At 42.3% G+C, this 26810-nt stretch carries 27 protein-coding genes; 2 read left to right on the forward strand and 25 right to left on the reverse strand.

Going from position 1 to position 26810, the window contains the following annotated elements:
- Positions 1 to 92: 92 nt before the first annotated feature.
- The 14 genes from ADG81_RS03535 to ADG81_RS10110 all read right to left on the reverse strand — a co-directional run bounded on the left by ADG81_RS03535 (position 93) and on the right by ADG81_RS10110 (position 17594).
- Positions 93 to 1367 carry a hydroxymethylglutaryl-CoA reductase, degradative gene (locus ADG81_RS03535; protein WP_000704355.1) on the reverse strand — a complete coding sequence of 425 codons (1275 nt, stop codon included), beginning with the start codon at positions 1365 to 1367 and terminating at the stop codon, positions 93 to 95.
- A complete protein-coding gene (locus tag ADG81_RS03540) occupies positions 1367 to 2539 on the reverse strand; it encodes a hydroxymethylglutaryl-CoA synthase (RefSeq protein ID WP_049550917.1) in 1173 nt (390 codons plus the stop codon). Before ADG81_RS03540 ends, ADG81_RS03535 begins: the two co-directional genes overlap by 1 nt.
- Positions 2540 to 2652: 113 nt before the next feature.
- A complete protein-coding gene (locus tag ADG81_RS03545; protein ID WP_049550918.1) occupies positions 2653 to 3102 on the reverse strand; it encodes a threonine/serine exporter family protein in 450 nt (149 codons plus the stop codon).
- 1 nt (position 3103) lies between these two features.
- Entirely contained in the window at positions 3104 to 3862 is a 759-nt protein-coding gene (locus ADG81_RS03550; protein ID WP_000392874.1) for a threonine/serine exporter family protein, read from the reverse strand.
- A gap of 94 nt (positions 3863 to 3956) precedes the next feature.
- Positions 3957 to 5858 carry a Stk1 family PASTA domain-containing Ser/Thr kinase gene (gene pknB, locus ADG81_RS03555; RefSeq protein ID WP_000614506.1) on the reverse strand — a complete coding sequence of 634 codons (1902 nt, stop codon included), beginning with the start codon at positions 5856 to 5858 and terminating at the stop codon, positions 3957 to 3959.
- A complete protein-coding gene (locus ADG81_RS03560; RefSeq protein WP_049550919.1) occupies positions 5855 to 6595 on the reverse strand; it encodes a Stp1/IreP family PP2C-type Ser/Thr phosphatase in 741 nt (246 codons plus the stop codon). Before ADG81_RS03560 ends, pknB begins: the two co-directional genes overlap by 4 nt.
- Before the next feature lie 14 nt (positions 6596 to 6609).
- Complete coding sequence (rsmB, locus tag ADG81_RS03565) at positions 6610 to 7923, reverse strand: 16S rRNA (cytosine(967)-C(5))-methyltransferase RsmB (protein ID WP_049550942.1); 1314 nt, start codon at positions 7921 to 7923, stop codon at positions 6610 to 6612.
- Positions 7916 to 8851, reverse strand: a complete 936-nt coding sequence (fmt, locus tag ADG81_RS03570) for a methionyl-tRNA formyltransferase (protein ID WP_049550920.1) — start codon at positions 8849 to 8851, stop codon at positions 7916 to 7918. Before fmt ends, rsmB begins: the two co-directional genes overlap by 8 nt.
- 12 nt (positions 8852 to 8863) lie before the next feature.
- Entirely contained in the window at positions 8864 to 11260 is a 2397-nt protein-coding gene (locus tag ADG81_RS03575; protein WP_049550921.1) for a primosomal protein N', read from the reverse strand.
- A gap of 171 nt (positions 11261 to 11431) precedes the next feature.
- Positions 11432 to 11746 (reverse strand): DNA-directed RNA polymerase subunit omega, encoded by a 315-nt coding sequence (rpoZ, locus tag ADG81_RS03580; RefSeq protein WP_000979235.1) that lies wholly within the window; start codon positions 11744 to 11746, stop codon positions 11432 to 11434.
- A gap of 24 nt (positions 11747 to 11770) precedes the next feature.
- Positions 11771 to 12397 carry a guanylate kinase gene (gene gmk, locus ADG81_RS03585; RefSeq protein WP_000775041.1) on the reverse strand — a complete coding sequence of 209 codons (627 nt, stop codon included), beginning with the start codon at positions 12395 to 12397 and terminating at the stop codon, positions 11771 to 11773.
- A 127-nt stretch (positions 12398 to 12524) separates the two neighbouring features.
- A complete protein-coding gene (locus ADG81_RS03590) occupies positions 12525 to 14138 on the reverse strand; it encodes a ribonuclease Y (protein WP_049550922.1) in 1614 nt (537 codons plus the stop codon).
- Positions 14139 to 14418: 280 nt separating this feature from the next.
- Positions 14419 to 14571, reverse strand: coding sequence for a hypothetical protein (locus ADG81_RS03595; protein ID WP_049550943.1), 153 nt, complete (start codon positions 14569 to 14571; stop codon positions 14419 to 14421).
- Between the two features lie 8 nt (positions 14572 to 14579).
- Positions 14580 to 17594: an SEC10/PgrA surface exclusion domain-containing protein gene (locus tag ADG81_RS10110; RefSeq protein ID WP_053091015.1), complete on the reverse strand. Its 3015-nt coding sequence runs from the start codon at positions 17592 to 17594 to the stop codon at positions 14580 to 14582.
- A 135-nt stretch (positions 17595 to 17729) separates the two neighbouring features.
- Between ADG81_RS10110 and ADG81_RS03605 the strand changes: the two genes are divergently transcribed.
- Positions 17730 to 18068 (forward strand): helix-turn-helix domain-containing protein, encoded by a 339-nt coding sequence (locus ADG81_RS03605; RefSeq protein WP_049550923.1) that lies wholly within the window; start codon positions 17730 to 17732, stop codon positions 18066 to 18068.
- A 355-nt stretch (positions 18069 to 18423) separates the two neighbouring features.
- Complete coding sequence (locus ADG81_RS03610; RefSeq protein ID WP_049550945.1) at positions 18424 to 18801, forward strand: helix-turn-helix domain-containing protein; 378 nt, start codon at positions 18424 to 18426, stop codon at positions 18799 to 18801.
- Positions 18802 to 18960: 159 nt separating this feature from the next.
- Here the strand turns inward: ADG81_RS03610 and ADG81_RS03615 are convergent, their stop codons facing one another.
- From ADG81_RS03615 to ADG81_RS03665, 11 genes are all read right to left on the reverse strand, one after another.
- Positions 18961 to 20058: a nucleotidyltransferase gene (locus ADG81_RS03615; protein WP_049550924.1), complete on the reverse strand. Its 1098-nt coding sequence runs from the start codon at positions 20056 to 20058 to the stop codon at positions 18961 to 18963.
- Between the two features lie 9 nt (positions 20059 to 20067).
- Complete coding sequence (locus ADG81_RS03620) at positions 20068 to 20808, reverse strand: class I SAM-dependent DNA methyltransferase (protein WP_049550946.1); 741 nt, start codon at positions 20806 to 20808, stop codon at positions 20068 to 20070.
- A 110-nt stretch (positions 20809 to 20918) separates the two neighbouring features.
- Positions 20919 to 21272 (reverse strand): ribosome silencing factor, encoded by a 354-nt coding sequence (gene rsfS, locus ADG81_RS03625; protein ID WP_049550925.1) that lies wholly within the window; start codon positions 21270 to 21272, stop codon positions 20919 to 20921.
- Positions 21273 to 21284: 12 nt separating this feature from the next.
- Entirely contained in the window at positions 21285 to 21785 is a 501-nt protein-coding gene (locus ADG81_RS03630) for a cysteine hydrolase family protein (RefSeq protein ID WP_049550926.1), read from the reverse strand.
- The gene (yqeK, locus tag ADG81_RS03635) at positions 21786 to 22379 is read right to left on the reverse strand and encodes a bis(5'-nucleosyl)-tetraphosphatase (symmetrical) YqeK (RefSeq protein ID WP_049550927.1); all 594 of its coding nucleotides are present in this window, start codon (positions 22377 to 22379) and stop codon (positions 21786 to 21788) included.
- On the reverse strand, positions 22379 to 23008 hold the full coding sequence (locus tag ADG81_RS03640; protein ID WP_000963701.1) for a nicotinate-nucleotide adenylyltransferase: 630 nt from the start codon (positions 23006 to 23008) through the stop codon (positions 22379 to 22381). The genes yqeK and ADG81_RS03640 overlap by 1 nt, the downstream gene beginning before the upstream one ends.
- Positions 23009 to 23059: 51 nt before the next feature.
- Positions 23060 to 23371 (reverse strand): ribosome assembly RNA-binding protein YhbY, encoded by a 312-nt coding sequence (gene yhbY / locus ADG81_RS03645; protein ID WP_000060171.1) that lies wholly within the window; start codon positions 23369 to 23371, stop codon positions 23060 to 23062.
- Positions 23372 to 23583: 212 nt separating this feature from the next.
- Positions 23584 to 24690, reverse strand: coding sequence for a ribosome biogenesis GTPase YqeH (yqeH, locus tag ADG81_RS03650; protein WP_000391192.1), 1107 nt, complete (start codon positions 24688 to 24690; stop codon positions 23584 to 23586).
- A gap of 2 nt (positions 24691 to 24692) precedes the next feature.
- Positions 24693 to 25220 (reverse strand): YqeG family HAD IIIA-type phosphatase, encoded by a 528-nt coding sequence (locus ADG81_RS03655; RefSeq protein ID WP_023946540.1) that lies wholly within the window; start codon positions 25218 to 25220, stop codon positions 24693 to 24695.
- 16 nt (positions 25221 to 25236) lie between these two features.
- Positions 25237 to 26142, reverse strand: coding sequence for a magnesium transporter CorA family protein (locus ADG81_RS03660; RefSeq protein WP_000242267.1), 906 nt, complete (start codon positions 26140 to 26142; stop codon positions 25237 to 25239).
- A 57-nt stretch (positions 26143 to 26199) separates the two neighbouring features.
- Positions 26200 to 26760 carry a mechanosensitive ion channel family protein gene (locus tag ADG81_RS03665; RefSeq protein WP_020902998.1) on the reverse strand — a complete coding sequence of 187 codons (561 nt, stop codon included), beginning with the start codon at positions 26758 to 26760 and terminating at the stop codon, positions 26200 to 26202.
- Positions 26761 to 26810 lie beyond the last annotated feature (50 nt).

A 26810-nucleotide genomic window follows, 5' to 3' on the forward strand; every position in this document is an offset into this window, starting at 1 on the left:
TTGAGTACGGCAAGGCGAAGCTGACGTGGTTTGAATTTGATTTTCGAAGAGTATAAGCACAAGAAAACTCAGACCGATTCGTCTGAGTTTTTTTATGATCTTAAGTTTTCGAGATAGCGCTGGGCTGTCTCTAAGTTAAAGGTTTTATCTGCGATAAGTCGCTCAACCAGAGGAGCAACCTCGGATTCACTGGCACCTGCAAGGAGAGCTAGGGATTTGGCCTGCAATTTCATGTGGCCTTGCTGGATCCCTGTACTCACCAAGGCTTTGAGGGCCGCAAAGTTTTGGGCGAGACCGATAGACACGATAATCTGAGCTAATTCTTTAGCAGATGGATTTCCCAGCAGTTCATGATTGAGGGCTACACGAGGGTTGAGACCGATAGAGCCACCCTTTGTCGCTACAGGCATAGGCAGGGTCATCTCACCGACCAATTCTTCTCTCTCAACGTCCAGTGTCCATTGACTAAGACCTTGATAGTGTCCTTCTCTACTAGCAAAGGCATGAGCTCCTGCCTCAATAGCACGCCAGTCATTACCAGTTGCAATCAAAACAGCATCAATACCATTAAAAATCCCTTTATTGTGGGTAGCAGCTCGATAAGGATCAGCCTGCGCAAATTGGCTAGCCAAAGCCATTCTCTCCGCAATTTCTCGTCCTTGATCCTTTTGGCGGCTCAAGTAACGAAAGGCGATGCGACAGCTTGCAGTCACCAGAGAATCGGTCGCATAGTTGGACAGGATCCCCATAAGACTCTGTCCCTGACCGAGTTCTTCTAAGACTGGTTTCAAGGCTTCCAGCATGGTGTTGAGCATATTGGCACCCATGGCTTCCTGGGTATCAACATGGAGATAAATAACAAGGAAATCTGTCTCGCCTTTAATCTGCTCTATATGCAAATCACGTGCCCCGCCTCCACGTTTAACGATAGAAGGATAGGCTTGATTGGCAAGCTCCAAGAGTTCCGCTTTCTTGCTGATAATTTTCTCTTGCGCTAGCTCTGGATCAGCAACTTGATAAAGGGCTACTTGCCCAATCATTTGGCGCTGATGGACTTGAGCAGTAAAACCGCCTGCACGCTTGATGATTTTACTGGCATAGCTGGCCGCAGCAACCACAGACGGTTCTTCTGTCACATAGGGAACTGTGTAGTTCTGACCGTTGATGAGGACCTCTGGAACCAGTGAATAAGGTAGAGAAAAAGTCCCCACTACATTCTCACTTAGCTGGTCTGCGACAGTCACACTCATCTGTTCATCCTGCTCCAAACTAGTTTGCTTCTCAGGACTAAGGAGCGCCTGAGCTTTTAACAGCTCAAGGCGCTCATGGTATGATTTTTTAGAAAATCCATTCCAACTTATCTTCATTATTTTTCAACCTTGCTATAACGGCGTTGGTGGTCCACAATTTCAACCAAGGCATAGTCTTGATTTTCATAGCCAGCAAACTGGGCAGAATTTGTTCCATCCAAGTCTACTTCCTCAAAGAAGACTTTTTCATAGTCTGCAACAGATAGGGCAGTTCGTTGGTTGAGCTTGTTCAAGCGGTCTTTATCCAGATAAGCTTCATATCCTTCAACCAATTCACCACTGAAGAACTCAGCCACAGCACCACTTCCGTAACTATAAAGGGCAATTTTATCCCCAGCCTTCAAGCTATCTGTATTTTCCAAGAGAGACAAAAGTCCAAGGAAGAGGGAACCAGTGTAGATATTCCCCACCTTTTGACTGTAGAGAATAGACTGGTCAAAGTGGTTTTGCAAGAGGTCTTTTTTCTCTTGAGGCAGGCTCTTATCCATGATTTTTTTCAAGCCTTTTAGCGCTAATTTAGGATAAGGCAAGTGGAAGCAAACAGCTGCAAAATCATCCAAAGTAAGCTGGTAGCGTTTTTGGTATTCAAGCCAAGTCGTTTTCAAACTATCCAAATATTGTTGGGTAGAATAAACACCATTTACATAAGGCGTTGTCGAGTAATTTGGACGCCAGAAATCCATAATGTCACGGGTCTGAGCTACATTGTCATTATTAAAGGCCATAATTCGTGGATTTTGTGTAATCAACATAGCCACACTTCCGGCACCCTGAGTGGGTTCTCCCGGAGTTTCAATACCGTATTTGGCAATATCACTTGCAATGACCAAGACCTTGGACTCTGGAGAATTTTCCACATGCAATTTGGCATAATGAAGGGCAGCTGTCGCTCCATAGCAAGCTTCTTTAATCTCGAAACTACGAGCAAAGGGCTGGATGCCCAGCAAACCATGCACAAAGACGGCCGCAGCTTTACTCTGGTCAATTCCTGACTCGGTCGCCACAATGACCATGTCAATTTCTGCTCTTTCTTGCTCAGTTAAAATAGAGTCACTAGCACTGGCCGCCAAGGTCACGATATCCTCAGTTAGGGGTGCAATACTCAATTCCTTGAGCAAGAGTCCTTTGCTTAATTTTTCAGGGTCAATTCCCCTCGCTTCTGCTAAGTCTTGTAATTTCAAGACATATTGACTGGTTGCAAAACCAATCTTATCAATACCGATTGTCATATTTACCTCTGTTTTATCATTCATTGTAAAAAATCGTTCTATACTATTTTATCACAAATGGCAGTAAAAGAGAGAAAAAAGACTTGATTCACCAAATCAAGTCGCTTATCAATCTAACTATTATGCTGCTTTCTTAAGTAGGAATAGAGTCTAAGAATTACTGTTCCACTAGCCATGCCAATGGAAATCACCAAAGCTAGCATAACAACTAAGGTTGCACTGGCAATAGCATGACTATAATCTCCTGTCACAAAAAAGGCAGTTGTCCGATAGGAAAGATAACCCGGAACCAGAGGTGCCAAGATGGCCAAGATAAAGACCACAGCAGGAGTCTTATAAAGAATACTCAAAATCTGGCTGACACAAGAACCAATAATGGCCGCAATGAAGGTGGCTACAATGACATTGGTTGGTTCCTTGAGCAAGAGATAGATTAGCCAGACAGCCATGCCCAAAATTCCTCCAGGTAAGAGCATAGAGCGTTGCACATTGAGTACGATTAAAAAAGTGATAATGGCAAGAAGACTTGCCACTGCTTGTAATAAAAAGGTTGTTAGTGTCATATTAGTTCATCAATACCAAGGCGACAGAAGTTCCCGCCCCTAAAGCAAGGGTAATGAGTAGGGATTCAAACATCTTACTCATACCAGAGTTTATGTGGTTGGTCATAATATCACGAACCGCATTGGTCAAAGCAATACCTGGTACAAAAGGCATGACCGCACCAGCTATAATTAAATCAGCTGTTGAAGGAAAACCTGTGTAGCGAGCCCAAAATTGGGCAATCATCCCAAAGACAAAGGCTCCAGCAAAGGCTGTCACAAAGGGAATTCGGATAAACTTCTCCACATAGAGAGAAAAGGCAAAACCAAATAAGGTCGCCACTCCTGCCCCAAGTGCGTCGTAGATATTTCCACTAAACATAATTGAAAAGAAAGGAGCACTAAAGGTCGCAGCCAGAGTTACCTGCAACTTGGTATAGGGAAGGGGTTGGGCTTGCAAGGCTGTCAATTGCTTGAAGGCTGTCTCTAAATCAAGCTTTCCACCTACCAACTGACGAGAAATCTGGTTGACATCGCAGACTTTTTCGATGTTATAAGAAGAGGAAGTCACGCGCTTCATGCGCGAAATATTGGTATTTTCAATGGAGAAAAAGATAGCGGCAGGCATGGCAAGAACATTGCAATCCACAATCCCCTGCGAATGCGCAATACGGATCATAGTATCTTCTACACGATGAATCTCTGAACCACTTTTTAAGAGAATGGTCCCTGCTAGCATAATCACATCGATGACGGCATTTAATTCTTTTGACTCTTCCATGCTTTCCTCCTTTTATCAACTCCCTCTATTCTATCACAAATCTGGAGTCAAAAAAAATCTTTGCCACGAAATCATGACAAAGATTCTAGTATCACTATGGATTGTCTCGGGAAGTATCTCCTCGTTGTGAATTGCCTTGCGGATTTCCCTGTGTTGGAGTGGATTCTGCATCCCCTTGTTCGTTAGGTTTCCGAGAAGAACTTGAGGACGAAGAAGAGGATGAGGATGAAGAAGTTGAAGAAGAATGAGTTTGTTTCGCTTTATAAATAGAAATTTTAACACGAGTAGTACTCAAATCTACTTTTTCGCCTGCTTTTGGACTTTGCTCTACAACAGTCCCCTCAGCTGTTCCTTCAGGAGCTGTAGACACTTCTACAACTTCGATATTGGCTTTTTTAACTTCATATATCTGTGTAAGATTATTGACTGCAAATTCTCGGCTAGAACCAATATAACTTGGCATTGAAATAGAATTTACTTTTTTAGCAACGGTCAGAACTATTTGAGTTGCCTTGCTAAGATCGTAGGTTGTTCCCTCCGGCAAACTTTGTTTCATGATTGTACCAGCTTCGATTTCGTTGGATTCTTCTTCCTCAATCTTAATTAGATTTTCTGGAACCTTCTTTCCTTTCAACTCTGCCACTACATCACTAGATTTTCTTCCAAGATAATTTCCGAGTTGGAAGGATTGCTGACCAGAAGATACAATCAAATTAATTTTTGTTCCTTCTTTACGTGTTTTACCAGCTTCAGGGTCTGTACGAATAACCCGACCTTCTTCAACCTTATCACTGGCCTCTGATTTTTCTTCACCAACCTCAAAATTGGCTTTTTTTAGAGCCTCTTTAGCCTCTGCAACCGTCTGACCTGCCACATTTGGAATAGCAATGGTAGCGGGCGTTCTATATAAAATCCATACCAAGGATGCCACAACCAACAAGAAGGTCGCAAATAAAATTAGATAACGTGCTTTCATGCGACGGCGTTTGGTTGGCTTTGGACTAGGTACCGTTTTTTCTGTCTGATGAGGCTGGGGCTTAGGTTGAGGTCTTCCCTCTTGTACCGGAGCTTTAGGAATAGAAGTCAAGGTACTTTGTGGAACTTTAGGAAGAGTCTTGGTATCCGCCTTAGTCGCATCGTCAAAGACTAGCTTTGGTTCATTACGACGATTATAAGACAAACTACTAGACAAATCCACATACATTTCAGCGACTGATTTGTAGCGATCTGTCAATTTCTTGGCAGTTGCCTTGATAACAACATTTTCTAAAGCCTGAGGCACAGATGGATTTTCAGCTATAACCGATGGCAATGGTTTCTGGAAATGCTGGAGGGCAATAGTCACCGCACTATCCCCATCGTAAGGAATATGACCTGTCAGCATCTCATAGAAGATAATCCCCATAGCATAGATATCACTCTGCACAGTTGCTTTAGAACCACGCGCCTGCTCTGGAGACAAATAATGAACGGAACCTAGCATTGAGTTGGTCTGAGTCAGACTCGTCTCTGCAAAGGCTACTGCAATCCCAAAGTCTGTAACTTTGGCAGTCCCATCTGGTGTCAAAAGGATATTTTGCGGTTTCAAATCCCTGTGAACAATTCCTCGAGTATGGGCTAAGCGCATAGCCAAGAGGATTTGTCCCATGATTCGAATCGCTTCTTCATTTGAAAGAGGGTGATGTTCCTTGATATAGCGTTTGAGGTCTAATCCAGCAACATATTCCATTGCGAGATACTGTTGTCCCTCTTCTTCACCGATATCTGTAATCCGAACGATATGAGGATGGTCCAGATCCGCCATGGCTCTCGCTTCCCGCTGAAAACGAGCCACTGCAATAGGATCTGTTTGGTAGTTGGTCCTCAGGACCTTCACTGCCACTTCTTCACCGTCCAAAATCAAATCCTTGGCCAAATAGACATCTGCCATGCCTCCTCGACCAATTTGTTTGATAATTCGATACCGCCCGGCAAAAATCTTGCCGATTTGGATCATTCTCTTGCCTCCTCATTAACAGCAATAAGGGCAACTGTGATATTGTCTAAACCACCTGCATTGTTTGCAAAACGAATCAAGGTTGCTGCCTTATCTGCCAAAGAAATATCGCTGGTTACAATATCAGAAATCTCACTGCCTGAAATCATATTTGTCAAGCCATCACTATTGAGTAAGAGATAGTCTCCCGGCTCAAGGGTAATCATTCCAAAATCAGGCTGAATTTCGTCTTTTTGACCAATAGATTGAGTAATAATATTTTTCTGTGGATGGCTAGCAGCTTCTTCAGGTGTCAATTGACCAGCCTTAAGCAATTCATTGACTAAAGAATGGTCGCTCGTTAACTGGTGGTATTCTTCTCCACGAATCAAACCGATACGAGAATCTCCGATGTGAGCATAAATAGCCTGATTATCAATAATGGCTACAGCCTCAAGGGTTGTTCCCATTCCTTTATAGGCTTCATTTTGTCCCAATTGGTTAATCCTTTGATTTTCAATCTCAAGGTTATTAGCAAACCATTCACGTACTTCATTAACTGTATCGATTTGAGTATCTACCCAAGCTACACCTAGGTCTGTTACCGCCATCTCACTAGCGATATTCCCTGCGCGATGACCTCCCATACCATCAGCTAGGATAATCATGGTACGTCCAGCTCTATTGACATAGTGGTTGACATAGTCTTGGTTATTTGTTCGTTTCTGACCAACATCTGTTAATAATGAAATTTCCATGTGTTAGTTCCTTCCTAATCCGATATCTTACGAAATTGACTGATGAAGAATCCATCACTTCCATACAATTCAGGTGTAATGAGAATACAACCATCTTTCACGATATCCTTACATTCATGTTCTAGTTTTACCTGCTCAAAGTCGGGATGACTTTCTAAAAATGCCTGAACGACTTGAAAGTTCTCCTCTGAGACAATAGTACAGGTACTATAAGTTATTATACCACCTTTGCGTAGTGTTTGACAAACACTACCTAATATTTCTAGCTGAATTTCCTGTAAGGACGCGAAATCTGCCGTTTCTTTGTTGTATTTGATATCTGGTTTGCGACGCAGAAGACCGATTCCTGAACAAGGAGCATCCACCAAAATCTTATCAAATGAATTCTGACCAAAAAACTCATGCACCTTTCTGGCATCCAATTTTTTCGTTTGAACTCGTTCTGCAACCCCTAGACGTTGGGCATTTTCTTGGATTAAGTCCAACTTGTGGTCATATAAATCCAGAGCAATTACCTGACCTGTCGTGAGATAAGAGGCTATATGAGCTGTTTTTCCACCTGGAGCTGCACAAGCATCTAGAACCTGCTCATCACCTTGTAAATCAAGCGTCGGAGCAACAAGCTGACTGGACTCGTCTTGGATGGTAATGGCTCCCTCTGAAAATAGGTCATATCCCGCAAAGTGGCCTTGCTCCTTCACAAGACCAGAGGGAGACAAGGATGAATCACTGGCCTCCAACAAGACTTGGATTTCTTCTTTTCGACTTAAATCAGTCACGCGGATGCTGGCCTTATTGCGCACCAAAAGACTTTCAAAAATAGCTTGCGCTCGCTCTTCGCCGTATTCTTCCTTAAGTTTAGACACAAGCCAAACTGGGAGAGAATAGGCAACGGAATCACGCTTGTTTTTTCGCTTGATGCTAGCAATATCTGGCCAGCCTTCACGCAAGATACGGCGAAGGACAGCGTTGACCAATTTTTCACTGCCTTTTTTACGGACTTTGGCCAATTCTACTGCTTCATTGACCACAGCATGGTCTGGAATCTTGTCCAAATAGCGGAGTTGGTAGGCACTCATGAGGAGAAGGACGTAGAGCCAGCTGTCTAACTGATCTCTGTCTTCGATAAAGTGGGATAGGTACCATTCCAGAGTCAGTTTACGGGCTACCGTTCCATAGACCAGCTCGGTCGCCAAACCCTTGTCTGCTGCTGAAAGTTGGCTTCCCTTGAGATGCTTATTTAAGGCGATGTTTGAGTATGCTTGGTTGATAAAGACATCCTCTAATACTGCTAGGGCTAGACTTCTAGCTGTTTCTACTTTAGTCACCAAATCGTTCTCCTACTGTCAATGTCCGTCCAACACCGTTGAGGAAGGAAGCAATGTCCATCTTAGGTTTGCCTGCTGGCTGCACTTGTTTGAGAGACAGAGCTCCTACTGCCGTTGCGACAATTAATTCTTTCTTGCCAATAGAGAGGATTTCACCTGGATTTCCCTGACCTTCTACTGCTAGAACTTCATAAATCTTAAAGCGGTCGCCCTTAAGGAAAGTATGGGCAACAGGCCACGGATTCATTCCACGGATTTGGTTAAAGAGTTGACGATTGGTTTTATTCCAGTCCAGTTTTTCTTCTTCTGGCTTGATATTTGGCGAGAAAGTAACCTGACTTGGATCCTGCGCTTCAGGTTTGATATCACCAGCAATATAGGCAGGCAAAGTATCCAAAAGCAAATCACGACCAACTAGCGCCAATTTTTCAAACAAGGTACCGACATTGTCCTCATCCGTGATAGGAATACTGCGACGAGAAATCATATCTCCTGCATCCATTTCCTTAACCATCTCCATAATGGTCACACCAGCTTCATCATCCCCTTGAATCAAGGCATAATGGATTGGAGCACCACCACGGTGTTTAGGAAGGAGGGAAGCGTGAACATTGACTGCAAAGTCCATGCTATCAAGGAGTTTACTCGGGAGAAACTGCCCAAAAGCAGCAGTCACAATTCCATCTGCTCCTAGCTTCATAATAGCTTCCATCTCTGGACTTCCAGATAATTTTTCAGGTTGATAAATAGGAAGGCCTGCTTTCTTGGCAGCCTGCTTGACTGGGGTTTCTTGGATAACTTTTTTACGACCAACAGCACGGTCTGGCTGGGTTACGACAGCTAGAATTTCATAACGGTCATCTGTCAAAAGTCCTTTTAAGACAGTTGCTGAAAAGTCGGGGGTCCCCATAAAGATTAATTTTGTCATATCTTCTCCTTCTTATAAAAATTGCTGTGGCTCATGGTCAATGCTGAGACGGAGCTCACTATTTTCCCGTTCTTGAGTCAAGGCCAAGACCTGGTTGAGGGTCGGCCCCAGCTCATCTTCTAAACGGTATTTAATTAAAATCTGGTAATGATAGAGGTTGTGGGTACGTGCGATGGGTTTGGGCGTCGGCCCAAGAATGTTACTGGTATCTGATAAGCCTGACCGTAAAATGTTCATGACTTCATAGGCACGTTTGACCACCTCTTCTTCCTTCTTGTGAGAAAGGGTAATGCCAATAGTGAAATAGTAAGGTGGATAGCCTAATTGTCGTCTGATTCCCATTTCATAGGCATAAAAGCCTTCGTAGTCCTGCTCTTTTGCATATCGAATAGCGTAGTGCTGCGGATTATAGGACTGAATCAAAACCTGACCAGCTTTTTCAGCACGTCCTGCCCGACCTGCCACCTGAGTCAAAAGTTGGAAGGTTCTCTCAGAAGAACGGAAATCAGGCAGATTTAAGGCTGTATCCGCATTGAGAACTCCGACTAGGGTCACATTGGGAAAATCCAATCCCTTGGCAATCATCTGAGTACCTAGTAAAATATCTGCTTCCCCTCGACCAAACTGGTCAAGTAGAGCTTGATGGCTACCTTTCTTACGCGTCGTATCCACATCCATCCGCAAAATACGGGCTTGAGGAAAGAGTTCTGTCAGCTCGTCATAAGCCTTCTGAGTCCCTGTCCCATAGTAACGAATGCTGCGACTCTTACAGTTAGGGCAGACTTGAGGAATGTCCTTTGAAAAACCACAATAATGGCAATTCATGGTCTTGGTATCCATGTGCAAGGTCAGGGAAATATCACAGTTGGGACAAGTATCCACAGTCCCACACTCCCTACACATAACAAAACTAGAATAACCACGGCGGTTTAGCATGAGAACTACCTGCTCTTTTTTAGCCAGACGGTCCTGAATAGCTTCTAGCAAAGGAGGCGTAAAGTTTGACGTCTCATTTTGTCCAATATAGTCCCGAAAATCAATCACTTGAACCTCAGGAATGGTAGCTAAAGGATTGGCACGTTTGGTCAAACGCAAATGTTGATAGACGCCTTTTCCAGCCCGAGCACGGCTCTCTAAGCTCGGTGTCGCAGATCCAAGTACCAGAGCTGCTTGATTATACTGAGCCCGTAAAATAGCAACCTCTCTAGCATGGTAACGAGGATTACTATCCTGCTTATAAGTTGCTTCATGCTCCTCATCGATAATCATAACACCCAGATTTTTCAGCGGAGCAAAGATGGCCGATCTAGCACCAACAACAACTTGGGCATCGCCACGTTCTACCTTGCGCCATTCATCATACTTTTCACCATTAGACAAACCTGAGTGAAGGATGGCCACTTTCTCACCAAATCGAGCAATAAAACGCTCCGTCATCTGTGGAGTCAGAGAAATCTCAGGTACCAGCAAAATAGCTGTCTTGCCCTTGTCCAAGGTCCCTTGGATAATCTGCAAGTAAATTTCTGTCTTCCCACTTCCTGTAATCCCTTGAAGGAGGAAGGGAGCCTGGTGACTACCAATCGCACTCACAACCGCATCACGCGCCTGTCTTTGTTCTGCATTCAATTCCAAAGGCTGACTTGCTTCAATCCCTTCAAAATAAGCAGCCGAGCGTTGCACTTCCTTTTGGACTATGGAAACAGCACCTTGTTCCACAAAGAAGTTAACTTGCTCCCGCGAGTAGGATTCTAACAAACTAGCCAAGGAAGCACTCTCAGGATGAGAAAGCAAATAGTCTCTCAGTTCTAACTTTTTCTTGGCGCGTGTAGAAATCTCTACACTTTCTAATTGAGCAAGATTCACCTCATACCAAGACTGGGTCTTGACCTTCTTTTGATCGACTGCCTGATACTCCAGACCAAGCAGGCCTTTTCTAGTCAAACGCATCATTTCAGCTTGCTTAGCTAAATCCAGAGAAGAAAAGGCAAGCGAATCTTCTGAACCAAACAAGCGCTCTCGATCTTCCTGACTCAGACCTGCCAGAGGATAGAGAATCTTGTCATAGCTGGAGTTCAGAAATCCTGGCAACATAGCCTTGAGGATGGAGATCTTGTAGGAGAAGACGGACTTGCGTAACTCCTCAGCCAGCCAGAGTTGTTCTTGCGTGAGAACAGGAGAAAAATCCAATACCTCAGCAATATCTTTTAAGTCTTGTTCTGTCTCTTCTTCATCTGATTGAGACTCCAAACCAAGAACAATCCCTTGAATCAGGCGATTACCCTTACCAAAGGGTACATGAACTCGCATCCCAACCTCCAGCATTCCCTCAAACTCCTCCGGAATCCTGTAACTATAGGGCTGGTCTGTCTGCATCAAGGGCACATCTACTATAATCTTTGCTATGGTCATCTTCTCACCTCCTCCTTGTCATACTCTTCGAAAATCAAATTCAAACCACGTCAGCGTCGCCTTACCGTACTCAAGTACAGCTTGCGGCTAGCTTCCTAGTTTGCTTTTTGATTTTCATTGAGTATCAGTACATTCTTGCAATAGAAAAAATAAGATTGAGTCCCCCCAACCTTAAATTTTTTCACCATCTTCTTTTTCTTTAGCGATTTGCTCTTTGATTTTCTTTTCTTCTTCTTCTTTGCGGCGTTTTTCTTCTTCGATACGGCGACGAACTGCTTCACGTTTTCCTTCTGGATCTGGGTGAATTGTAACGTTTCCTGATTCGATTTCTTCTAAAGCGCGAAGAGTTGATTTTTCAGACTTGAAACCTTGAGTTGCTGGCGCACCTGCTTCTAATTCGTGGGCACGTTTTGCTTCCAAGATTACGAGTGAATATTTTGAAGGAACCTTGTCAAGCAAGGTATCAATAGAGGGTTTTAACATCATTTACTTGTACCTATTTTCTAAATTTTATCGGGTAGTTGGAGATTTTGGCAACATCTCCTGATAGTGACCAATGACACGATCCACACGGAAGTGCTCTGCTTCGATAACACGTTTGACACGCTCAGCAGCTAGGGGCACCTGATCGTTGACAATCGCATAATCATACTCACGCATGAGAGCAATTTCTTCCTTGGCTTTTTCGATTCGTTGGGCAATCACTTCTGCACTGTCTGTTCCACGACCTACTAAACGATCTTGCAATTCATCCAAATCTGGTGGTGTCAGGAAGATAAAGACAGCATCTGGAACCTTTTTCTTGACCTGAAGAGCGCCTTGAACTTCAATTTCAAGGAAAACATCGATTCCCTTGTCCAAGGTTTCGTTGACATAGGTCAGAGGAGTTCCATAGTAGTTGCCGACATATTCTGCGTATTCCAACATCTGTCCTTGACGAATCAGCTCTTCAAACTCTTCACGAGTACGGAAGAAATAGTCAACACCGTCCACTTCTCCAGGACGTTGTGCGCGTGTCGTCATCGATACAGAGTATTGAAATTGGTTTTCAGAACTCTCAAAAATCTCTCTTCTAACCGTTCCTTTTCCAACCCCTGAAGGACCAGAAAAAACGATTAGTAAGCCTCGGTCTGCCATTGTGTCTCCTTTTAGTCAGTCTGTGAAATAACATTTCTAGAATAATGGCAAAAAGCCAGATTATCCTTTACAGTCTTTCTATCTAGTGTAACAAAAAAGCAGTAATTTTTCAACTGCTCTTTCTTATTTATTTAGCATAATCTACTGCACGAAGCTCGCGAATCACGGTTACCTTGATATTTCCAGGGTAATCGAGATTGTTTTCAATTTTCTCACGAACTTTGTGAGCCAAGATTGTGACTTTGTCGTCTTTGATTTGTCCTGGATTGACCATGATGCGGATTTCACGTCCTGCTTGAAGGGCAAAGCTATTCTGTACTCCTTCAAAGCCGTTCGCAATTTCTTCCAAATCATGAAGACGTTTGATGTAGCTTTCAAGAGACTCACTACGAGCACCCGGACGGGCAGCGCTCAAAGCATCTGCTGCAGCAACAATCACTGCAATGACGCTTTCGGCTTCGACATCACCGTGGTGGCTAGCAATTGTATTCACCACAACTGGATGTTCCTTGTACTTACGAGCCAATTCCATACCGATTTCAACGTGGCTACCTTCAACCTCACGGTCAATGGCTTTTCCGATATCGTGAAGGAACCCTGCACGACGAGCAAGAGCCGCATTTTCACCAAGTTCGCTCGCCATGATACCAGCTAACTTAGCAACCTCAATCGAATGACGTAAGACATTTTGTCCATATGAAGTACGGAACTGCAAGCGACCCATGATTTTCATCAAGTCTGGATGAAGGTTTGGTGCCCCAATTTCATAGGCAGCAGCCTCACCGTATTCACGAATCTTATTGTCAATCTCTTGACGGTTTTTCTCAACCAACTCTTCGATACGAGCTGGGTGGATACGACCATCCTTGAGCAACATTTCCATAGTCATACGGGCAATTTCACGACGAATCGGGTCAAAACCTGATAAGGTCACCACTTCTGGTGTATCGTCGATAATCACATCGACCCCTGTCAAACTTTCAAAGGTACGAATGTTACGACCTTCACGACCAATAATGCGTCCCTTCATAGTATCGTCTGGCAGGTGAACCGTTGAGTTTGTTGACTCCGCCACATATTCACCAGCGATACGTTGCATGGCTTGAACCAAGACGTCCTTGGCCATTTTGTCAGAACGTTCCTTGACCTCTTGCTCAGCTTCACGAATGCGGCTAGCAATCTCCTTGGTCAAGTTTTCCTCTGTCTGAGCCAAGATAATATCTCGTGCTTCTGCCTGAGACAGGGCACCAATACGCTCTAGCTCTGCTTCTTTTTGTCTTTCGACTTCCTCTAATTGCTCTTCACGCGCATCAAGGTTTTTCGCTCTATCAGAAATACTTTGTTCTTTTTGTTCAAGTGTTTGTTCTTTACTCGTCAAATTGTCGTCCTTACGGTCAAGGCTAGTAGCTCTCTCTGTCAAACGACTTTCGATTTGTTTGAGTTCTTGACGTTCTGATTTGAATTCAGCGTCCACTTCTTCACGGTATTTTCTGGCTTCTTCTTTGGCCTCCAATAGTGCTTCTTTTTTAAGAGACTTGCTTTCACGTTTAGCTTCATTAACAAGTAAATCCGCTTCACGTTCAGCTTGTCCACGTAAATTAGTTGCTTCTTGTTCAGCATTTAAAAGCATCAACTCTGCAGCTTCCTGAGATGATTTCATCTTGGCTGAGATGCTGACATATCCAATGACTAAACCAATGATGACGGCAAAAACAGCAATCGCAAGCGACATGATTTCCATGTTTTTACCTCATTTTATTGTTATTCCGAATGACATACATTCTTTTACATTCTACCATAAAAAAGTGATTTTCACAAACCTAAAATAGAATATGTTTTGGGGAAATTGGAACACATTTACTAAAATATATCTGTGCAATCCTTATTTCTTAGAAATCCTAGTTTAGTAAAGATTTGAGAAAAAGCCTACTTTTCAGTAGACTTCCTCATAATCGTTAAAATACAAGAAGTTTGTTTCTAACAATAGCAAGATTTCACTCAGGTATTCTCTGTAAATTAGACTAATGTCCTGCGCAAATTTGGGCCATTCCTCGTAAGATTTTGTCAGAAAGTTCCTTATTTTGAGCGATTCTCAGGGTTTCCTGAATACTGTTCCAGTCGCTCTTCAAAAGGGGCACTATCAAAGCTTCAAATTCATCATTTACCTTCTTCATGTAGTCCTTTATACCCACTCACCATTACCATTAACCGTATAGCCATCTGGTGTAGTAGTATTCATTGCTAAGGCTCCTGAACTATAGGCATAGTACCATTTACCAGAAACTGTAAACCAGCCTGTTTTCATAGCTCCAGCGCTATCAAGATAATACCATGTATCATTATCTTTTACCCAACCAGTAGCCATTTTACCGCTATCTTTAAGATAGTACCATGTGCCATTGTCTTTGACCCAGCCTGTAGCCAGTGAACCTGTTTCATTCAAGTAATACCATGAACCACCAGTTTTGACCCAGCCAGTTTGCATCCAGCCTGTACTGTCAAAGTAATACCATCTACCCTTGATTTGTTCCCAACCGTTGCTAGTGTAGGAACCGTCTTCATGCTGATACCACCAGCGACCAGCTGACTCAATCCAGTTACCAGCTTGAGAATCTTTTGTAGTCTTAGTTTCCGTTTTTTGTTTGGCAACTACATCTACTTTGGCTTTATCTTGGCCAGACACCCCACCATTATTAGTCACAACAGGAACTTCAACACGTGGAGTTGTTGGAAGAACAGGAGCTACAGATGCGCTAGAAGTGCTTGGAACAGATGGAATTGTTGGAAGTGCGAACTCTGGAAGAGCTGGTTGAACTTCAGGGATACCCTTTTCTGTTACAGGATGTTTCTTCAATTCTTCTGCTTGAAGACGAGCTTGCTCTGCTTCATAACTTGCTTTTGCTATCGCATAAGCCTTACTTGCTTCTTTGGCTACTTTTTCTTTTGCTTCAAGTGCTTCTTGCGCAGTTGCTTGATTTGCTTTTGCTTCTTTAAGCGCTTCTTCTGCGTCTTTCAACTCTACCTTGCGAGTTTCAAGCTCTTTGGCAGCTACTTTCAAATCTTGAACCAACTCTTTTGAAGCCGTTACAGTTGCTTCTGCTTCTTTAAGTGCTTCTTTGGCAACAGATACCGCTTGGGTAGCTTCTTCTGCTTTTGCTTGAAGAGAAGAAAGAGTTGCTTTCTCTGCTTTTGTTTCTGCTTTGGCTTGGTTGAACTCTTTCTCTGCTTGTTTTGCAGTTGCTTTCAACTCTGCCAATTTCGCTTCTTTATCTGCCTTTGTAGCAGACAAGGTAGCAACCAAGGCATTAGCATTTGAAAGAGCGACAACCGCTTGATTATGACTTGCTGTAGCAGATTGAAGAGCTTGTTTCAAGGCAACTGTATCTTTAAGTTGAGCTTCTTGTGCTTTCAAGTTTGAGTTTGCAGTTTGCAATGCAGTTTCTGCTTCGGTTACAGTTTGGTTAGCAGTTTTAAGAGTTTGTTCTGCTTGCGCTTTTTCTGCTTTTTTAGCTTCAAGCTTAGTAGTAGTAGCTGAGTTATCTTTGCGAGCTACTGTGTAAGGATTTGTGATTTCTGTTGTGTTGAACTTAGAACCTTTTGCTCGGCTTTCAGTCACACCTGTGATATAATGATTAATGTAAAGATCTTTTGTAACACTTTGTGCGAAACCACCGAAGTAGTTTTTCTCGTTCGGAGTGTCAAAGTTGAGCATACCCACTAAGTGACCGTAATCTTGTTCAATATTAACTAACATTGACAAAGAATCGAACAACTCTTGACGCATTTCAGACTTAGTAAGTTTAACGGGACCAGAAATAGTATGAGCTACTAGATTTTCATACCCTTGACGTCCTTTATTCATTTGAGCTTCTGTTGGATGAATACCGTTCAAACCGTATTCATCAGCGACCTTATGGATACCCTGAGCATAGTGTCCATGACCACCGTTAGAACGGTATTGTTCGTGAATCTCACTAGACCATCCGCGCTTGATGTACTCTTTTGCGACTTTTTCTGCGAACTCAAAGGAGTCTTTTGTTACAACAACGTCTGTAAGACCCAACTGTTCGCGCAAGTTTGAAATCAAGTCGGCAGCGAACATTGTCAAATCATCACGGACTTCTTTTGGAAGATTATTAACATCATACTGTGTCTTATCTGCCTTATCTGCTTCGCTCAAGACAAGGTTTTTAGATTGAATACTATCTCCAACCATGTCAGTGATCTCTTTTTTCAACTCTTTATTACGAGCTTCAAATTTATCAATATCCGCTTGAGTAAGTTTATTATCTGGAATTGCCCAGTAGTCCTTATTCAACTGGATTTTTTCTTTGATTTTTGAAATAAAGGCTTCTTTGAATTGGATAGATCCTTTTGCAAGTGGTTTTGATGACTCGATAAGAGCGTTAACTTCAGCAGTGACCGCTTTAAGAGCTTGTTCTGCTTGTGCTTGATGTGCTTTAGCAGCCGATACCGCTTGGGTTTTTGTAGCAATATCTGCCTTTGTTTCTTCAATTTGCGCTTTTGTTGCTTGATTTGCTGTTTCTGCATTTTTTAAGGCAGTTTCTGCATCTGTTTGCGCTTGTTTGCTTGTTTTTTCCGCTTCTACGGCTTCTTTTTGTGCTTCCTTGGCATCTTCCAAGCCTTTATTGTTAAGCGCATCTGTAGCGATTTGAACCGCTTCTGTGGCACTTGTAAGTGCTTTTTCTTTTGTTGCTTGAGTAGCTTCTTTTTCTGCTACAACCGCTTCTTGTGCAGATACCGCTTGATTTGATTCTGTAGCTTTTGCTTCTGCCTGTTTAACAGCTTCTTCTTTTGCAGGAACTTCTGCTTCTGCCTTAACTACTGCTTTCTCTGCTTCTGTAATAACTGCTGGACTTGCCTTCTTCGCAAAGTCTTCCGCCTTTTTCACAGCGTCTGTTTTCTCATTGACAAGAGAATCTGCTTCATTTGTAGCACGCTTGGCATCCTTAACCGCCTGTTTTGCTTCCGCTACTTCTTGATCCGCTTTCTTAGCTTCTGCTTCTTTTGTAGCAACTTCTTCTTTTGTCGCCACCGCAGGAGCAGTTGTTTCCACAACTTCCGCCTTTGGCGCTTCCACATTCACTGGTTTTGGAGCGACTTCTTCTGCTCCTACTGTGTGGGATAGGGATGCTGCTGCAATTGCAGCTGTCATTACGATTGTTGATTTTTTCATATTGTTTCCTCTTTTTTCTTTATAAACTTATTATATCACAAAACAACTTTTAAAGGTTGTTTATATATAAAATAACTTTAAAAAGTCTAAAATTTGTACCATTTTGACTGTATCATGTAAGTAGCGAGGTACTACATGACAAATAACAAAAGCAATCTTCAAGATTACATCTCTAAAAGAATCCGTCTATTACGTTTAGAAAGAGGATATACTCAAGAACAACTAGAAGAGATGGCTGATTTGGGTACTAATTATATCTACAAATTAGAAAATCTTTCAACTAACTTAAAGATTCAAACGCTAGAGAAAGTAATGGAAGCATTAGAAGTAGATTTAGATACATTCTTTGATATACAATTAAAAGAAGATGACCCCAAAATTTCTCTACTTGTTGATGAATTAAAAACTCTTCCAACAGAACAACGTTCCCGAGTCTTAGATGCCTTGATACTTATCCTTAAAGAAGTCAAATAACGGATGTTCTGATTTATTTCTTTATCATTCGTAATCATTAGATTTCCCATAATTTTTTAAGAAGGCACAAAGCTTTCTTTTTTACTTTTATATAGAAAACTAGAGACAAATAGTTCAAAATACTATTTTCGAGTGTCGCTTAGACTAACAAATCCCTTACTTGTAGCTAAATCAATTGCGACTATGACTACTATCTCCCCTCTACCTTTTAACCTAGAATCAATCTTATCTAAATTCCGATTGTATGGTTTTCAATCTATTTATTATTTTTATACTACTTTACCATACTTTTCTTATTTTGTATAGTTTGCTGTACTTATTTTTAAAGAAAATAGATAGTAAAATGATATATAGCATGAAACATGATAGATTACAAAAACATATAGCTTTTCGAATCCGTGAATGTCGAAAAGAACAGAGATTAAGTCAAGAGAAATTATCAGAATTAGCTGGCTTGGGTATCAAGGCGATTCAAAACATGGAAAATATGAAATATGATTTTAAGATAAAAACTCTTGAATCGGTAATCAAAGCATTAGGTATTACTGTAGAAGAATTCTTTAACCTACAAGGATATGATACAGAAAGAAAAGACTTCCTTAAGCTACAAGAATACGACTCAGAGAGTGAAGACTCCCTAGAAATACTTTTCGACAACCTAACAAAGTTACCCAAAGAGAAACAAGGAAAAATTATATCCTCCTTTAATGAAATTGTAAAAAATATCAAATAAATATAGATGGTAAGGAAGCTTTCAATGAATAAACAAGGCTTCTAATAGAGCAAATTTATAAAATATTCAATACTTTATAGCAAAGGACAACAAAGAAAAGAACCCACTAAAAGTCGTTTCCTAACAACTTTTAGTAGGTTCTTTTATTCTATCCATATTCTAGTTCTTTTCTATTCTAATGGGCACTCTTCCAAAATTCTGCTCTGCTATACTTGGATTTCCTAGTTGGTAAATTCGGTCTGCTTTTTGGGTCATGGTATCCCATGGTTCTTTACCAATTCGGCTGACTAAATTGACCTGCCCTTTCAGAGACTTGAGATGTTGTCTGCCTTTTTCGGTAAAGCCAAGGACATGGATGGCTTCTGGCAAGAAACTTTCTCTAGCCTGCACCAAGATATAGGTCAAGAGGCGTCTGACACGCGCCTTGGTGTAGCGTTTGGTAGCAACCACTTCAACCAGTTCGTCAACAGACTGAGCCGTCTTGATAGCTTCCTTGATGCGCACAGCCATTTCTTGATTGACCTGATAGATGGTGGTTAGGTCTGGATTTGACAAGATTTGATAGCGTAGCAGAGGAAAATAATTTTCCCAGTTCACCTTGCTAGCCTGCTCAAAAAGGGCAACCGAAGGCATAAAGCGTTCTAGGAAGTCTTGGTCCTTCTGGTGCTGACGGAGAGCTGTCGCCGAGGCAAAGTCCACATCCTTATCCACAGAATGATAGCCAGCCCCCTGACGCTGAATCGGATGCAACTTGATGTTCCGCCCTGCAACCGACTTTGCATAGGCCAGAGCAAGAACATGATTGGGCATATTTCCTGAAAAATCAAGACCTGCAAATTCCTTCCACATAAGTTGAGTTTTCTGGGGATAAGAGAGGGAATCAGGCAAATTTTCCACAAAATTCTCCATCTCAGCACCTTGCTCTGTGTATAAGTCAGCAATTTTCTGGTAGTCCAGAACTTCTTCTGTCCCAAATGCTAGCCTATCAATACCCAACCGAGCCAAGATATCCACAGCTCCTTGGCCAAAAAAATCCGCAGCCTGAACACTGACTAAAAAGGGCAATTCCACTACCAAATCTGCGCCATTTTCCAGAGCCATCTGGGCTCGTGTCCACTTATCCACGATAGCAGGCTCTCCACGCTGCATGAAATTCCCTGACATAGCAACGATTTTCAGTCCCTCAGCCTGATTTAGCAGGTATTTATGTCCATTATGAAAGGGATTAAACTCCGCGATAATACCTGTGATGGTCATGATAATCTCCTACTTCTGCGCGACAAAAAACCAACGGGTGCTAGTTTCTGTAGGCTCTTTGTCCTCAAAGTCCGCAAAGAGTTTGAAAGACTTGAATCCAGCCTGTTCCAACAAGATATCATAGGTCAAGACCTCATAGGTCCGCTCCTCATGCACTTCATCGTAGCGACTAAAGGAACCATCCGCTTCCTTGATAAAGAAGGTCAGCTCATGCACGATGGAGTGAGGTGCCTCATCCTCATAGGTGTCCCAGAGCATGGCGAAATCTTCCGCATTTTCATGATAAGAATAGCCAGGAAAAACCTCATCTGTCTGATAGGTCGAATGTACATCAAAGATAAAGACTCCGTCTTCATTAAGCGCATTGTATACTTCCTTAAAGACGTCCCCTACTTCCACCTCATCCTGCATGTAGCAGATAGAGTCCGAATAACAAGTGACAAAGTCGTATCTACCTGCCTTCGACAAATCCAGCATATTGCCTTCAATAAAGTCAATCTTTTGCTTGGCTGAAGCAGCTCTCTTCTCAGCAATCTTCAACATATCCGCGCTCAAGTCAAGTCCAGTCACATCAAAACCTGCCTGAGAAAATCGCACAGACTGGATACCTGTCCCACAAGCCAATTCTAAGAGTTTTTTTCTCTCCTTGGTCTTAGGCAAATGACGCAGAGAAAAATCCGTCCATTTATCATATAAACTATCATCCATCACAGCATCGTAAACAGCCGCAAAGGTTTCATAAGTTGCCATAATCATGATACCAAGAGCCTCCATGGCAAACACCACTCGCCCTATACCTTTCTATCCAATTTTCTAAAATAAGCAAATAAAACCCAGTTGGCTACAACTGAGTTCGTCTTCTAAGCAAGAGCTTCTGAAATATCTACTGACTCTGCCTCATGCCATAGCTTCTCTAGGTTATAGTGCGCACGCATTTCTTCTGAGAAGATATGCACTACGACAGCACCTAGGTCCAGCAAAACCCAGCCTCCAGCTGCGTCGCCTTCAACATGGCTACCTTTAAAGCCTGCTTCCGCAACTTTTTCACGGATATTGTCAGCGATAGCATCCAACTGACGGCTATTCATCGAGCTAGTGATAACAAAGTAGTCCGTCACGCTGGTTAAATCTTGTACATCAAGTGCGAGAATATCCTCCGCACGTTTCTCATCAGCCGCTTTCACGACTAGTTCTAGTAATTCTTTTTCGTTCATTTAGTCCTCTTTCTAGAAAATATGTTTGTAATCTAGGACATCTGCAAAGCGCCCCTCCCAAATGCCCTCATAAAATTCATTTATCGTTTCTGCTGGAATGTCTTTCCCATCAAACGTTGTGCAAGTTCCTTCTGGAATAATAAGCTGATAGCCATATTCAAAGGCAACCTTGACAGAGGTATCCACACAATATTCTGTCTGCATACCACATAAAACTAATTTTTCAATCCCCTGTTTATCCAAGTATTCTTTTAAACCAGTTTCTTTGAAAATACTGTTATACTTCTTCTGAAAGACCTTTTCATTAGGTTTTCGATTTAAAACCTCAGATAACTGCCAATCTTCTGATGTTTGAGCTTCAGAGTCCTCAATATGTTGAACATAGACAATTTCGATATTCTTGCTTCTAGCCTGGTTTTGTAAATAAGAAATTTTTTCCAATAGACTATTTGTCTGAAAACCGGTTTCCACTAAAATATTCTGAACATCAATGATTATAAAAGCCGTCTTCATTTAGTCCTCTTTCAAATAGTGCACAAAGGCGTTATAGGTTTCAAGGGTTTGGGGATAGATGGGAAATCCCTGATGAGCCAAATGTTCCACAGTTCGAGCTGTTTCGTAGGCCACTGCCTTATTAAGTGACAAACTTGCAATCTCACGCGCCTGGTCCACTCCCGGAAAGGCACGATTGTGCTCGATATAGTCTGCAACGTAGATGACTTTTTCTAAGTCAGTCATCTGAGCAGCTCCGACTGTGTGGATTTCAATGGCTCGCAGAATTTCTGAATCATGCAAATCCAAATCTTCCTGAATTTTGTAAATTCCGACCATGCCATGCCAGACATTATTGCCCCAGTTTTTGAGGTCAGGGTCTAACTGGTAACGGTCAATCAAATCCAGAAATTCCTGATCTAACAACTTCTTAGCATAGTCATGAAGAAGGCCTGCTAGTCCTGCTTTCTCGGTATCGACTCTAAATCTCTGAGCCAATTCTATAGCTGCACGCTCCACACCCAAGCAATGGGTTAAGCGTTTCTCGGGTAGAAGCTCTGCCATTTTTTCCAACAAAGCCTCACGGGAACAGTTAATATAGTCTTGATAGCCCATCAGTAAAGCCCCTCCTTCTCGATGTAGTCTAGCACTGGCTGAGGTAGGAGAAAGTTGGGTTTCCGTCCTTGGGCAAGGAAGTCACGCACCATGCTGGATGAGATATCCATGAGAGGCACATCCACCCAGATAACTGGGTAAGAAGTTCCAGCCTTGTAGCGTGGGCGCTGAACCCCCACAAACTGAACCATGTCAACCAGTTCATCAATTCGGTACCACTTAGGCAGATAGTCCACCATGTCAGCACCGATGATAAAGTAATAATCCGTATCTGGATGTTGCTCTGTCAAAATTTTCATGGTGTCATAGGTGTAAGAAATGCCCTTGCGCTCCAACTCAATGGTTTCAATGGCTAGGCCGTCAATCCCCTCAATTGCCAATTCAAGCATCTTGAGACGGTGGTGTTCAGGGATGGTTTCTTTTTTATCTACGTGAGGAGGTTGGTATTCAGGCATGAGCAGAACCTGATCCAGTCCCAACTGCTGGCGTACTTGGTCCGCAACGATGAGATGGGCATTGTGAACAGGGTTAAAATTCCCCCCTAAAATCCCAACTTGTTTGCGTTTTTTCTCCTTGATTTCTGGCTCCAACTCTACCTTGGTAAAGGGAGTCAATAGTTCGATTGCCATAGGCTAGTCTCCTTTATTTCTCTGTAAAAACAGTTGTTTGGAGTAGTTTTTCTATATTTCTTTGACTTTTTTAGAAATCTTGCGATTCTCTTTCTTGCTGGATTGTTTATACAAAATCAAAATACGGCCAATTTTTTGGACTGTATCCACACCAATTTCTTCTTCCAAGATTTCAGCTACTTCGTGGATATTTTCATCGGTATTTTGCAAAAGAGTAACCTTGATCAATTCACGCGCATCAAGAGCTTGACGGACGCTGGTTTTAATTTGGTCGTTGAGACCGTTCTTCCCAATTTGAATGATAGGTTTGAGGGTATGTGCCTGACTGTTGAGGAAGGCACGTTGTTTTGATGTTAATGACATAATTTTCTTCCTTGTTTTTTGATAGTTATTTTAGGTGGTGGGGGACGGTCGGAACTAATTTTCCAAAGATTTCATCTTTGAAAAATGGATTTCCTGACCTCACAATTGAGCCTTGGTCTCAATTGTGCCCCTTGCCAATCTATCGATTGGCAAAACACCACGGCAATAACTATCGCTGTGTGAGCTCACTTTGTTCGCTCAGTGATTTTATTTTAAATAATTGCTTTTCGTGTGACGACTGCGACGCCTTCTGGTGCCCAAACGGCGACTTTGGCTGTGCCTGTTACGCGGATCCAGCCTAGGCCTGAGATGACTAGGTCAGTCTTCTCCTTAATATTAAATACATGCTGGACTAATTTTGGAAAATCTTCTTTTTCCTTGCTATTTGGCGGTGTCAGAAGGGTTCCGACGTGCTTATCGTAGAAAGCACTAGCGCCTTCAAGTTTGGTACGATGGAGTTTGAGTTCATTGTCAAAGAAAGCAGTAAATCCTTGTTTTTCTCCTGATATAAAGTCAAAACGTCCGAGACCTCCTAAAAACAGGGTTTGTTCAGGATTGAGCTGATAGGTTTTAGGTTTGATTTCCTTTTTAGGACTGACATACTTGAGGTTTTTGGCCGTCAAGTAGTGAGCCATCTGGTGACGGTGGATAATCCCTGGTGTATCGTAGATATAAGAACCGTCATCAAGCGGAATCTCGATTTTGTCCAAGGTTGTCCCTGGGAAGCGCGAAGTCGTGATGACATTCTGATCACCCGTAATTTCTTGGATAATAGCATTGATTAGAGTTGATTTTCCAACGTTGGTCACACCGACCACATAAACATCACGACCCTTACGGTAGTGTTCAATCTTGTCAATGACTTCCTTAATAGCATGTTTGTTTTGGGCCGAAGTTAAGACGACATCGACTGGACGAAGTCCTTCTTCGTGGGCACGTTCCATGAGCCACTGGCTAATCTTGCCTGGTTTAACAGACTTGGGCAAGATATCTTTTTTATTTCCCACCAAGAGGACATCATTGCCCGAGACAAAACGTGGCAAGCCTGGGATAACAGAGCCATTAAAATCAAAGATATCAATGACATTGACCACCAAGGCATCACTGTCTCCCACCTCGTGCAAGAGCTTGAGGAAATCATCGTCCGTCAACTGGACATCCGTGATTTCATTATAGTGGCGGAGACGGAAACAGCGTTGGCAATAGACTTCGCCAGTTTCCAAACCTTTTTCAAGTGCCGACTGGGGGGTAAAACCAAGACCAGCCTTATCTGTCGTCTGAATGGTTGCTCCACAACCAATACAGAGAATTTCTTCCATAGTTAAATTCCTTTTTTATATGTAATCGGTCCGTACTTTTCAGTGATTTTTCGCTTCACACGGCGCTCACGAGCTCGGTTGATCTGCGTTTTGATCGAGTCATGTTGGACCAAGGGTTTGACTAAAATCGAGCGAATGCCTGCACGGTGGGCTGCTCGTATATCTGTCATGAGCTGGTCGCCAACCATGACCACTTCACTTTTCTCATAATGAAATTCCTTCATGGCACGGTCAATCCCAAATGTGAAGGGCTTCAGAGCCCAATAAACGTAGTCAATCCCAAATTTCTCAACTGCTCGTTGGACGCGTTTTTTAGTGTTATTTGATACCACAATGATGCGAATGCCCGCGTCCCGAAGATCATGTAGCCATTGCTTCATCTCTGGCGTCCCGTCAGGGTTGTTCCAAGCAATGAGGGTATTGTCCAAATCGACCAAAACAGCCTTGATTCCCTGCGCCTGCAGGCTTGGGACTGTCAGATCATAGACTGCTTCCACAGCAAAGTCTGGCATGTAGTTTTCAATCACCATTTTGGCTCCTTTTCTTTTATTTTCTAGTAATTTTCTTCAGCCATTGAGATAAGGCCACCCATAAAATCAAGCTAGTCATTAAGATATAAATCCAAGCATTTGGCTCTTCTGTAAATGGTAGGGGAACATTCATTCCGAAGAAACCTGTAATAACCGCAAGTACTGCTAGTAAGACGGAGATAATAGTCAAAATTGACAAACTATCATTCAAGTTATTGTTTAGGATGTTGTTGTAAGAAGCTGAGAGTTGTTGCAAGACTTGAGAAATCAAGTCTGTCATAGACACCAACTGATGGGCTTCAATCATGGCATCATCAAACTGCTCTCGTTCGACATCATTAAATCTCCGATAAAGAGCATGGCCCTGGATATGTTCCAAGAGGAGTCGATTTTGTTTTGCTGCTGCTGTCAAGTAAACCATACCAGTCTCCAAGTCAGAGAGGGCGAAGAGATTTTTCTTTGTTGTAGTTTGACGTAGCAAGGCACTAATTTCGTCCTTACTTTTATCCATCTCTTCAATGACAGGATAATAAGCGTTACTGATAATCTCTAAACCAGCAAAGAGAAACTTGTAAATAGAAAGCGACTCATGGCTATCCAGATAAGCTGACATCTGATCAATGACATAAGCATTCTTATGGTTGCTGATGGTAATCATTCGTTGTCTTTCGACGATAAAGGTCATGGGAATCGCTTCATAATATTCTTTGTCTTTTTCTAAATCAAGAACATTATAAATAAAGGTTACCGTCTCCGTTTCACGGTTATAATCCATATGAGCTCGTTCATTTCTATCCAGAGCATACTCAATGGTTTCCTTGTCCAATCCATAGATGTCAGAAAGATCTTCCATATTTTTAATCTTATCCACATCAAGGTCTATCCAGGTACAACCATTGCCCAACTGCTTTTCTAAAACCATCTTTTCTCCTTTATTAAACTCTTTCTATTGTACCACAAATTACTTAAAATAACAGGTCTAGTCTGTGCGTGAGAAATTGCTGACGACGGTGATATTCCGATTGGGAACGAAGTGCAGAACCTGATCTTCTCCTCTGAGTTGCGTTGTTCGAATGCCGACACTGACAACCTTGCCCGATACGGTAATAGGACCATTTGTCAAAACGACCTCATCTCCCACATCCAGTTGACGTTCAAAGAGGATGAAAAAGCCATTGATGACATCAGACAGAAAGCCTTGGGCTCCCATACCAATAGCTACCCCAGCAATCCCAGCACCTGCCAGCAAACTAGAGACTGGCAAGCCCAAAATAGACAAGATACAGTAAAGTAAAAAGAAATAGAGGGTATAATTAAACACATTCTCTAATAAACGTGAGATGGTTTTCTGACGCCCGACATCGTGGCGAGACATTTTTAAAGAAGGTTTAACAATTCTCTGCACCATGGTATGAAGTAGTTTCTTAGCTATATAGAATAGCAAAAATAGAAATAACAGAGAAATTAACTTGGTTAAGATATTCTCAATAATCGTTGTTATATCAAGCTTATTGAGGTAGGTTTGAATAAATTCTTGCATAGAAAACTCCTTTCATTTATTATACCATACTTTCACAAGTGATGAATCTC

Origin of the sequence: Streptococcus pseudopneumoniae (assembly GCF_001070815.1) — a bacterium.
GTDB classification, from domain to species: Bacteria; Bacillota; Bacilli; order Lactobacillales; family Streptococcaceae; genus Streptococcus; species Streptococcus pseudopneumoniae_P.

What these genes read in the sequence shown, in the direction of transcription:
- ADG81_RS03535 (WP_000704355.1), bottom strand. Translation starts at nt 1,367, where the DNA reads ATGAAGATAAGTTGGAATGGATTTTCTAAAAAATCATACCATGAGCGC.
- ADG81_RS03540 (WP_049550917.1), bottom strand. Translation starts at nt 2,539, where the DNA reads ATGACAATCGGTATTGATAAGATTGGTTTTGCAACCAGTCAATATGTC.
- ADG81_RS03545 (WP_049550918.1), bottom strand. Translation starts at nt 3,102, where the DNA reads ATGACACTAACAACCTTTTTATTACAAGCAGTGGCAAGTCTTCTTGCC.
- ADG81_RS03550 (WP_000392874.1), bottom strand. Translation starts at nt 3,862, where the DNA reads ATGGAAGAGTCAAAAGAATTAAATGCCGTCATCGATGTGATTATGCTA.
- pknB (WP_000614506.1), bottom strand. Translation starts at nt 5,858, where the DNA reads ATGATCCAAATCGGCAAGATTTTTGCCGGGCGGTATCGAATTATCAAA.
- ADG81_RS03560 (WP_049550919.1), bottom strand. Translation starts at nt 6,595, where the DNA reads ATGGAAATTTCATTATTAACAGATGTTGGTCAGAAACGAACAAATAAC.
- fmt (WP_049550920.1), bottom strand. Translation starts at nt 8,851, where the DNA reads ATGACAAAATTAATCTTTATGGGGACCCCCGACTTTTCAGCAACTGTC.
- ADG81_RS03575 (WP_049550921.1), bottom strand. Translation starts at nt 11,260, where the DNA reads ATGACCATAGCAAAGATTATAGTAGATGTGCCCTTGATGCAGACAGAC.
- rpoZ (WP_000979235.1), bottom strand. Translation starts at nt 11,746, where the DNA reads ATGATGTTAAAACCCTCTATTGATACCTTGCTTGACAAGGTTCCTTCA.
- gmk (WP_000775041.1), bottom strand. Translation starts at nt 12,397, where the DNA reads ATGGCAGACCGAGGCTTACTAATCGTTTTTTCTGGTCCTTCAGGGGTT.
- ADG81_RS03590 (WP_049550922.1), bottom strand. Translation starts at nt 14,138, where the DNA reads ATGGAAATCATGTCGCTTGCGATTGCTGTTTTTGCCGTCATCATTGGT.
- ADG81_RS03595 (WP_049550943.1), bottom strand. Translation starts at nt 14,571, where the DNA reads ATGAAGAAGGTAAATGATGAATTTGAAGCTTTGATAGTGCCCCTTTTG.
- ADG81_RS10110 (WP_053091015.1), bottom strand. Translation starts at nt 17,594, where the DNA reads ATGAAAAAATCAACAATCGTAATGACAGCTGCAATTGCAGCAGCATCC.
- ADG81_RS03605 (WP_049550923.1), top strand. Translation starts at nt 17,730, where the DNA reads ATGACAAATAACAAAAGCAATCTTCAAGATTACATCTCTAAAAGAATC.
- ADG81_RS03610 (WP_049550945.1), top strand. Translation starts at nt 18,424, where the DNA reads ATGAAACATGATAGATTACAAAAACATATAGCTTTTCGAATCCGTGAA.
- ADG81_RS03615 (WP_049550924.1), bottom strand. Translation starts at nt 20,058, where the DNA reads ATGACCATCACAGGTATTATCGCGGAGTTTAATCCCTTTCATAATGGA.
- ADG81_RS03620 (WP_049550946.1), bottom strand. Translation starts at nt 20,808, where the DNA reads ATGGCAACTTATGAAACCTTTGCGGCTGTTTACGATGCTGTGATGGAT.
- rsfS (WP_049550925.1), bottom strand. Translation starts at nt 21,272, where the DNA reads ATGAACGAAAAAGAATTACTAGAACTAGTCGTGAAAGCGGCTGATGAG.
- ADG81_RS03630 (WP_049550926.1), bottom strand. Translation starts at nt 21,785, where the DNA reads ATGAAGACGGCTTTTATAATCATTGATGTTCAGAATATTTTAGTGGAA.
- yqeK (WP_049550927.1), bottom strand. Translation starts at nt 22,379, where the DNA reads ATGGGCTATCAAGACTATATTAACTGTTCCCGTGAGGCTTTGTTGGAA.
- ADG81_RS03640 (WP_000963701.1), bottom strand. Translation starts at nt 23,008, where the DNA reads ATGGCAATCGAACTATTGACTCCCTTTACCAAGGTAGAGTTGGAGCCA.
- yhbY (WP_000060171.1), bottom strand. Translation starts at nt 23,371, where the DNA reads ATGTCATTAACATCAAAACAACGTGCCTTCCTCAACAGTCAGGCACAT.
- yqeH (WP_000391192.1), bottom strand. Translation starts at nt 24,690, where the DNA reads ATGGAAGAAATTCTCTGTATTGGTTGTGGAGCAACCATTCAGACGACA.
- ADG81_RS03655 (WP_023946540.1), bottom strand. Translation starts at nt 25,220, where the DNA reads ATGGTGATTGAAAACTACATGCCAGACTTTGCTGTGGAAGCAGTCTAT.
- ADG81_RS03660 (WP_000242267.1), bottom strand. Translation starts at nt 26,142, where the DNA reads ATGGTTTTAGAAAAGCAGTTGGGCAATGGTTGTACCTGGATAGACCTT.
- ADG81_RS03665 (WP_020902998.1), bottom strand. Translation starts at nt 26,760, where the DNA reads ATGCAAGAATTTATTCAAACCTACCTCAATAAGCTTGATATAACAACG.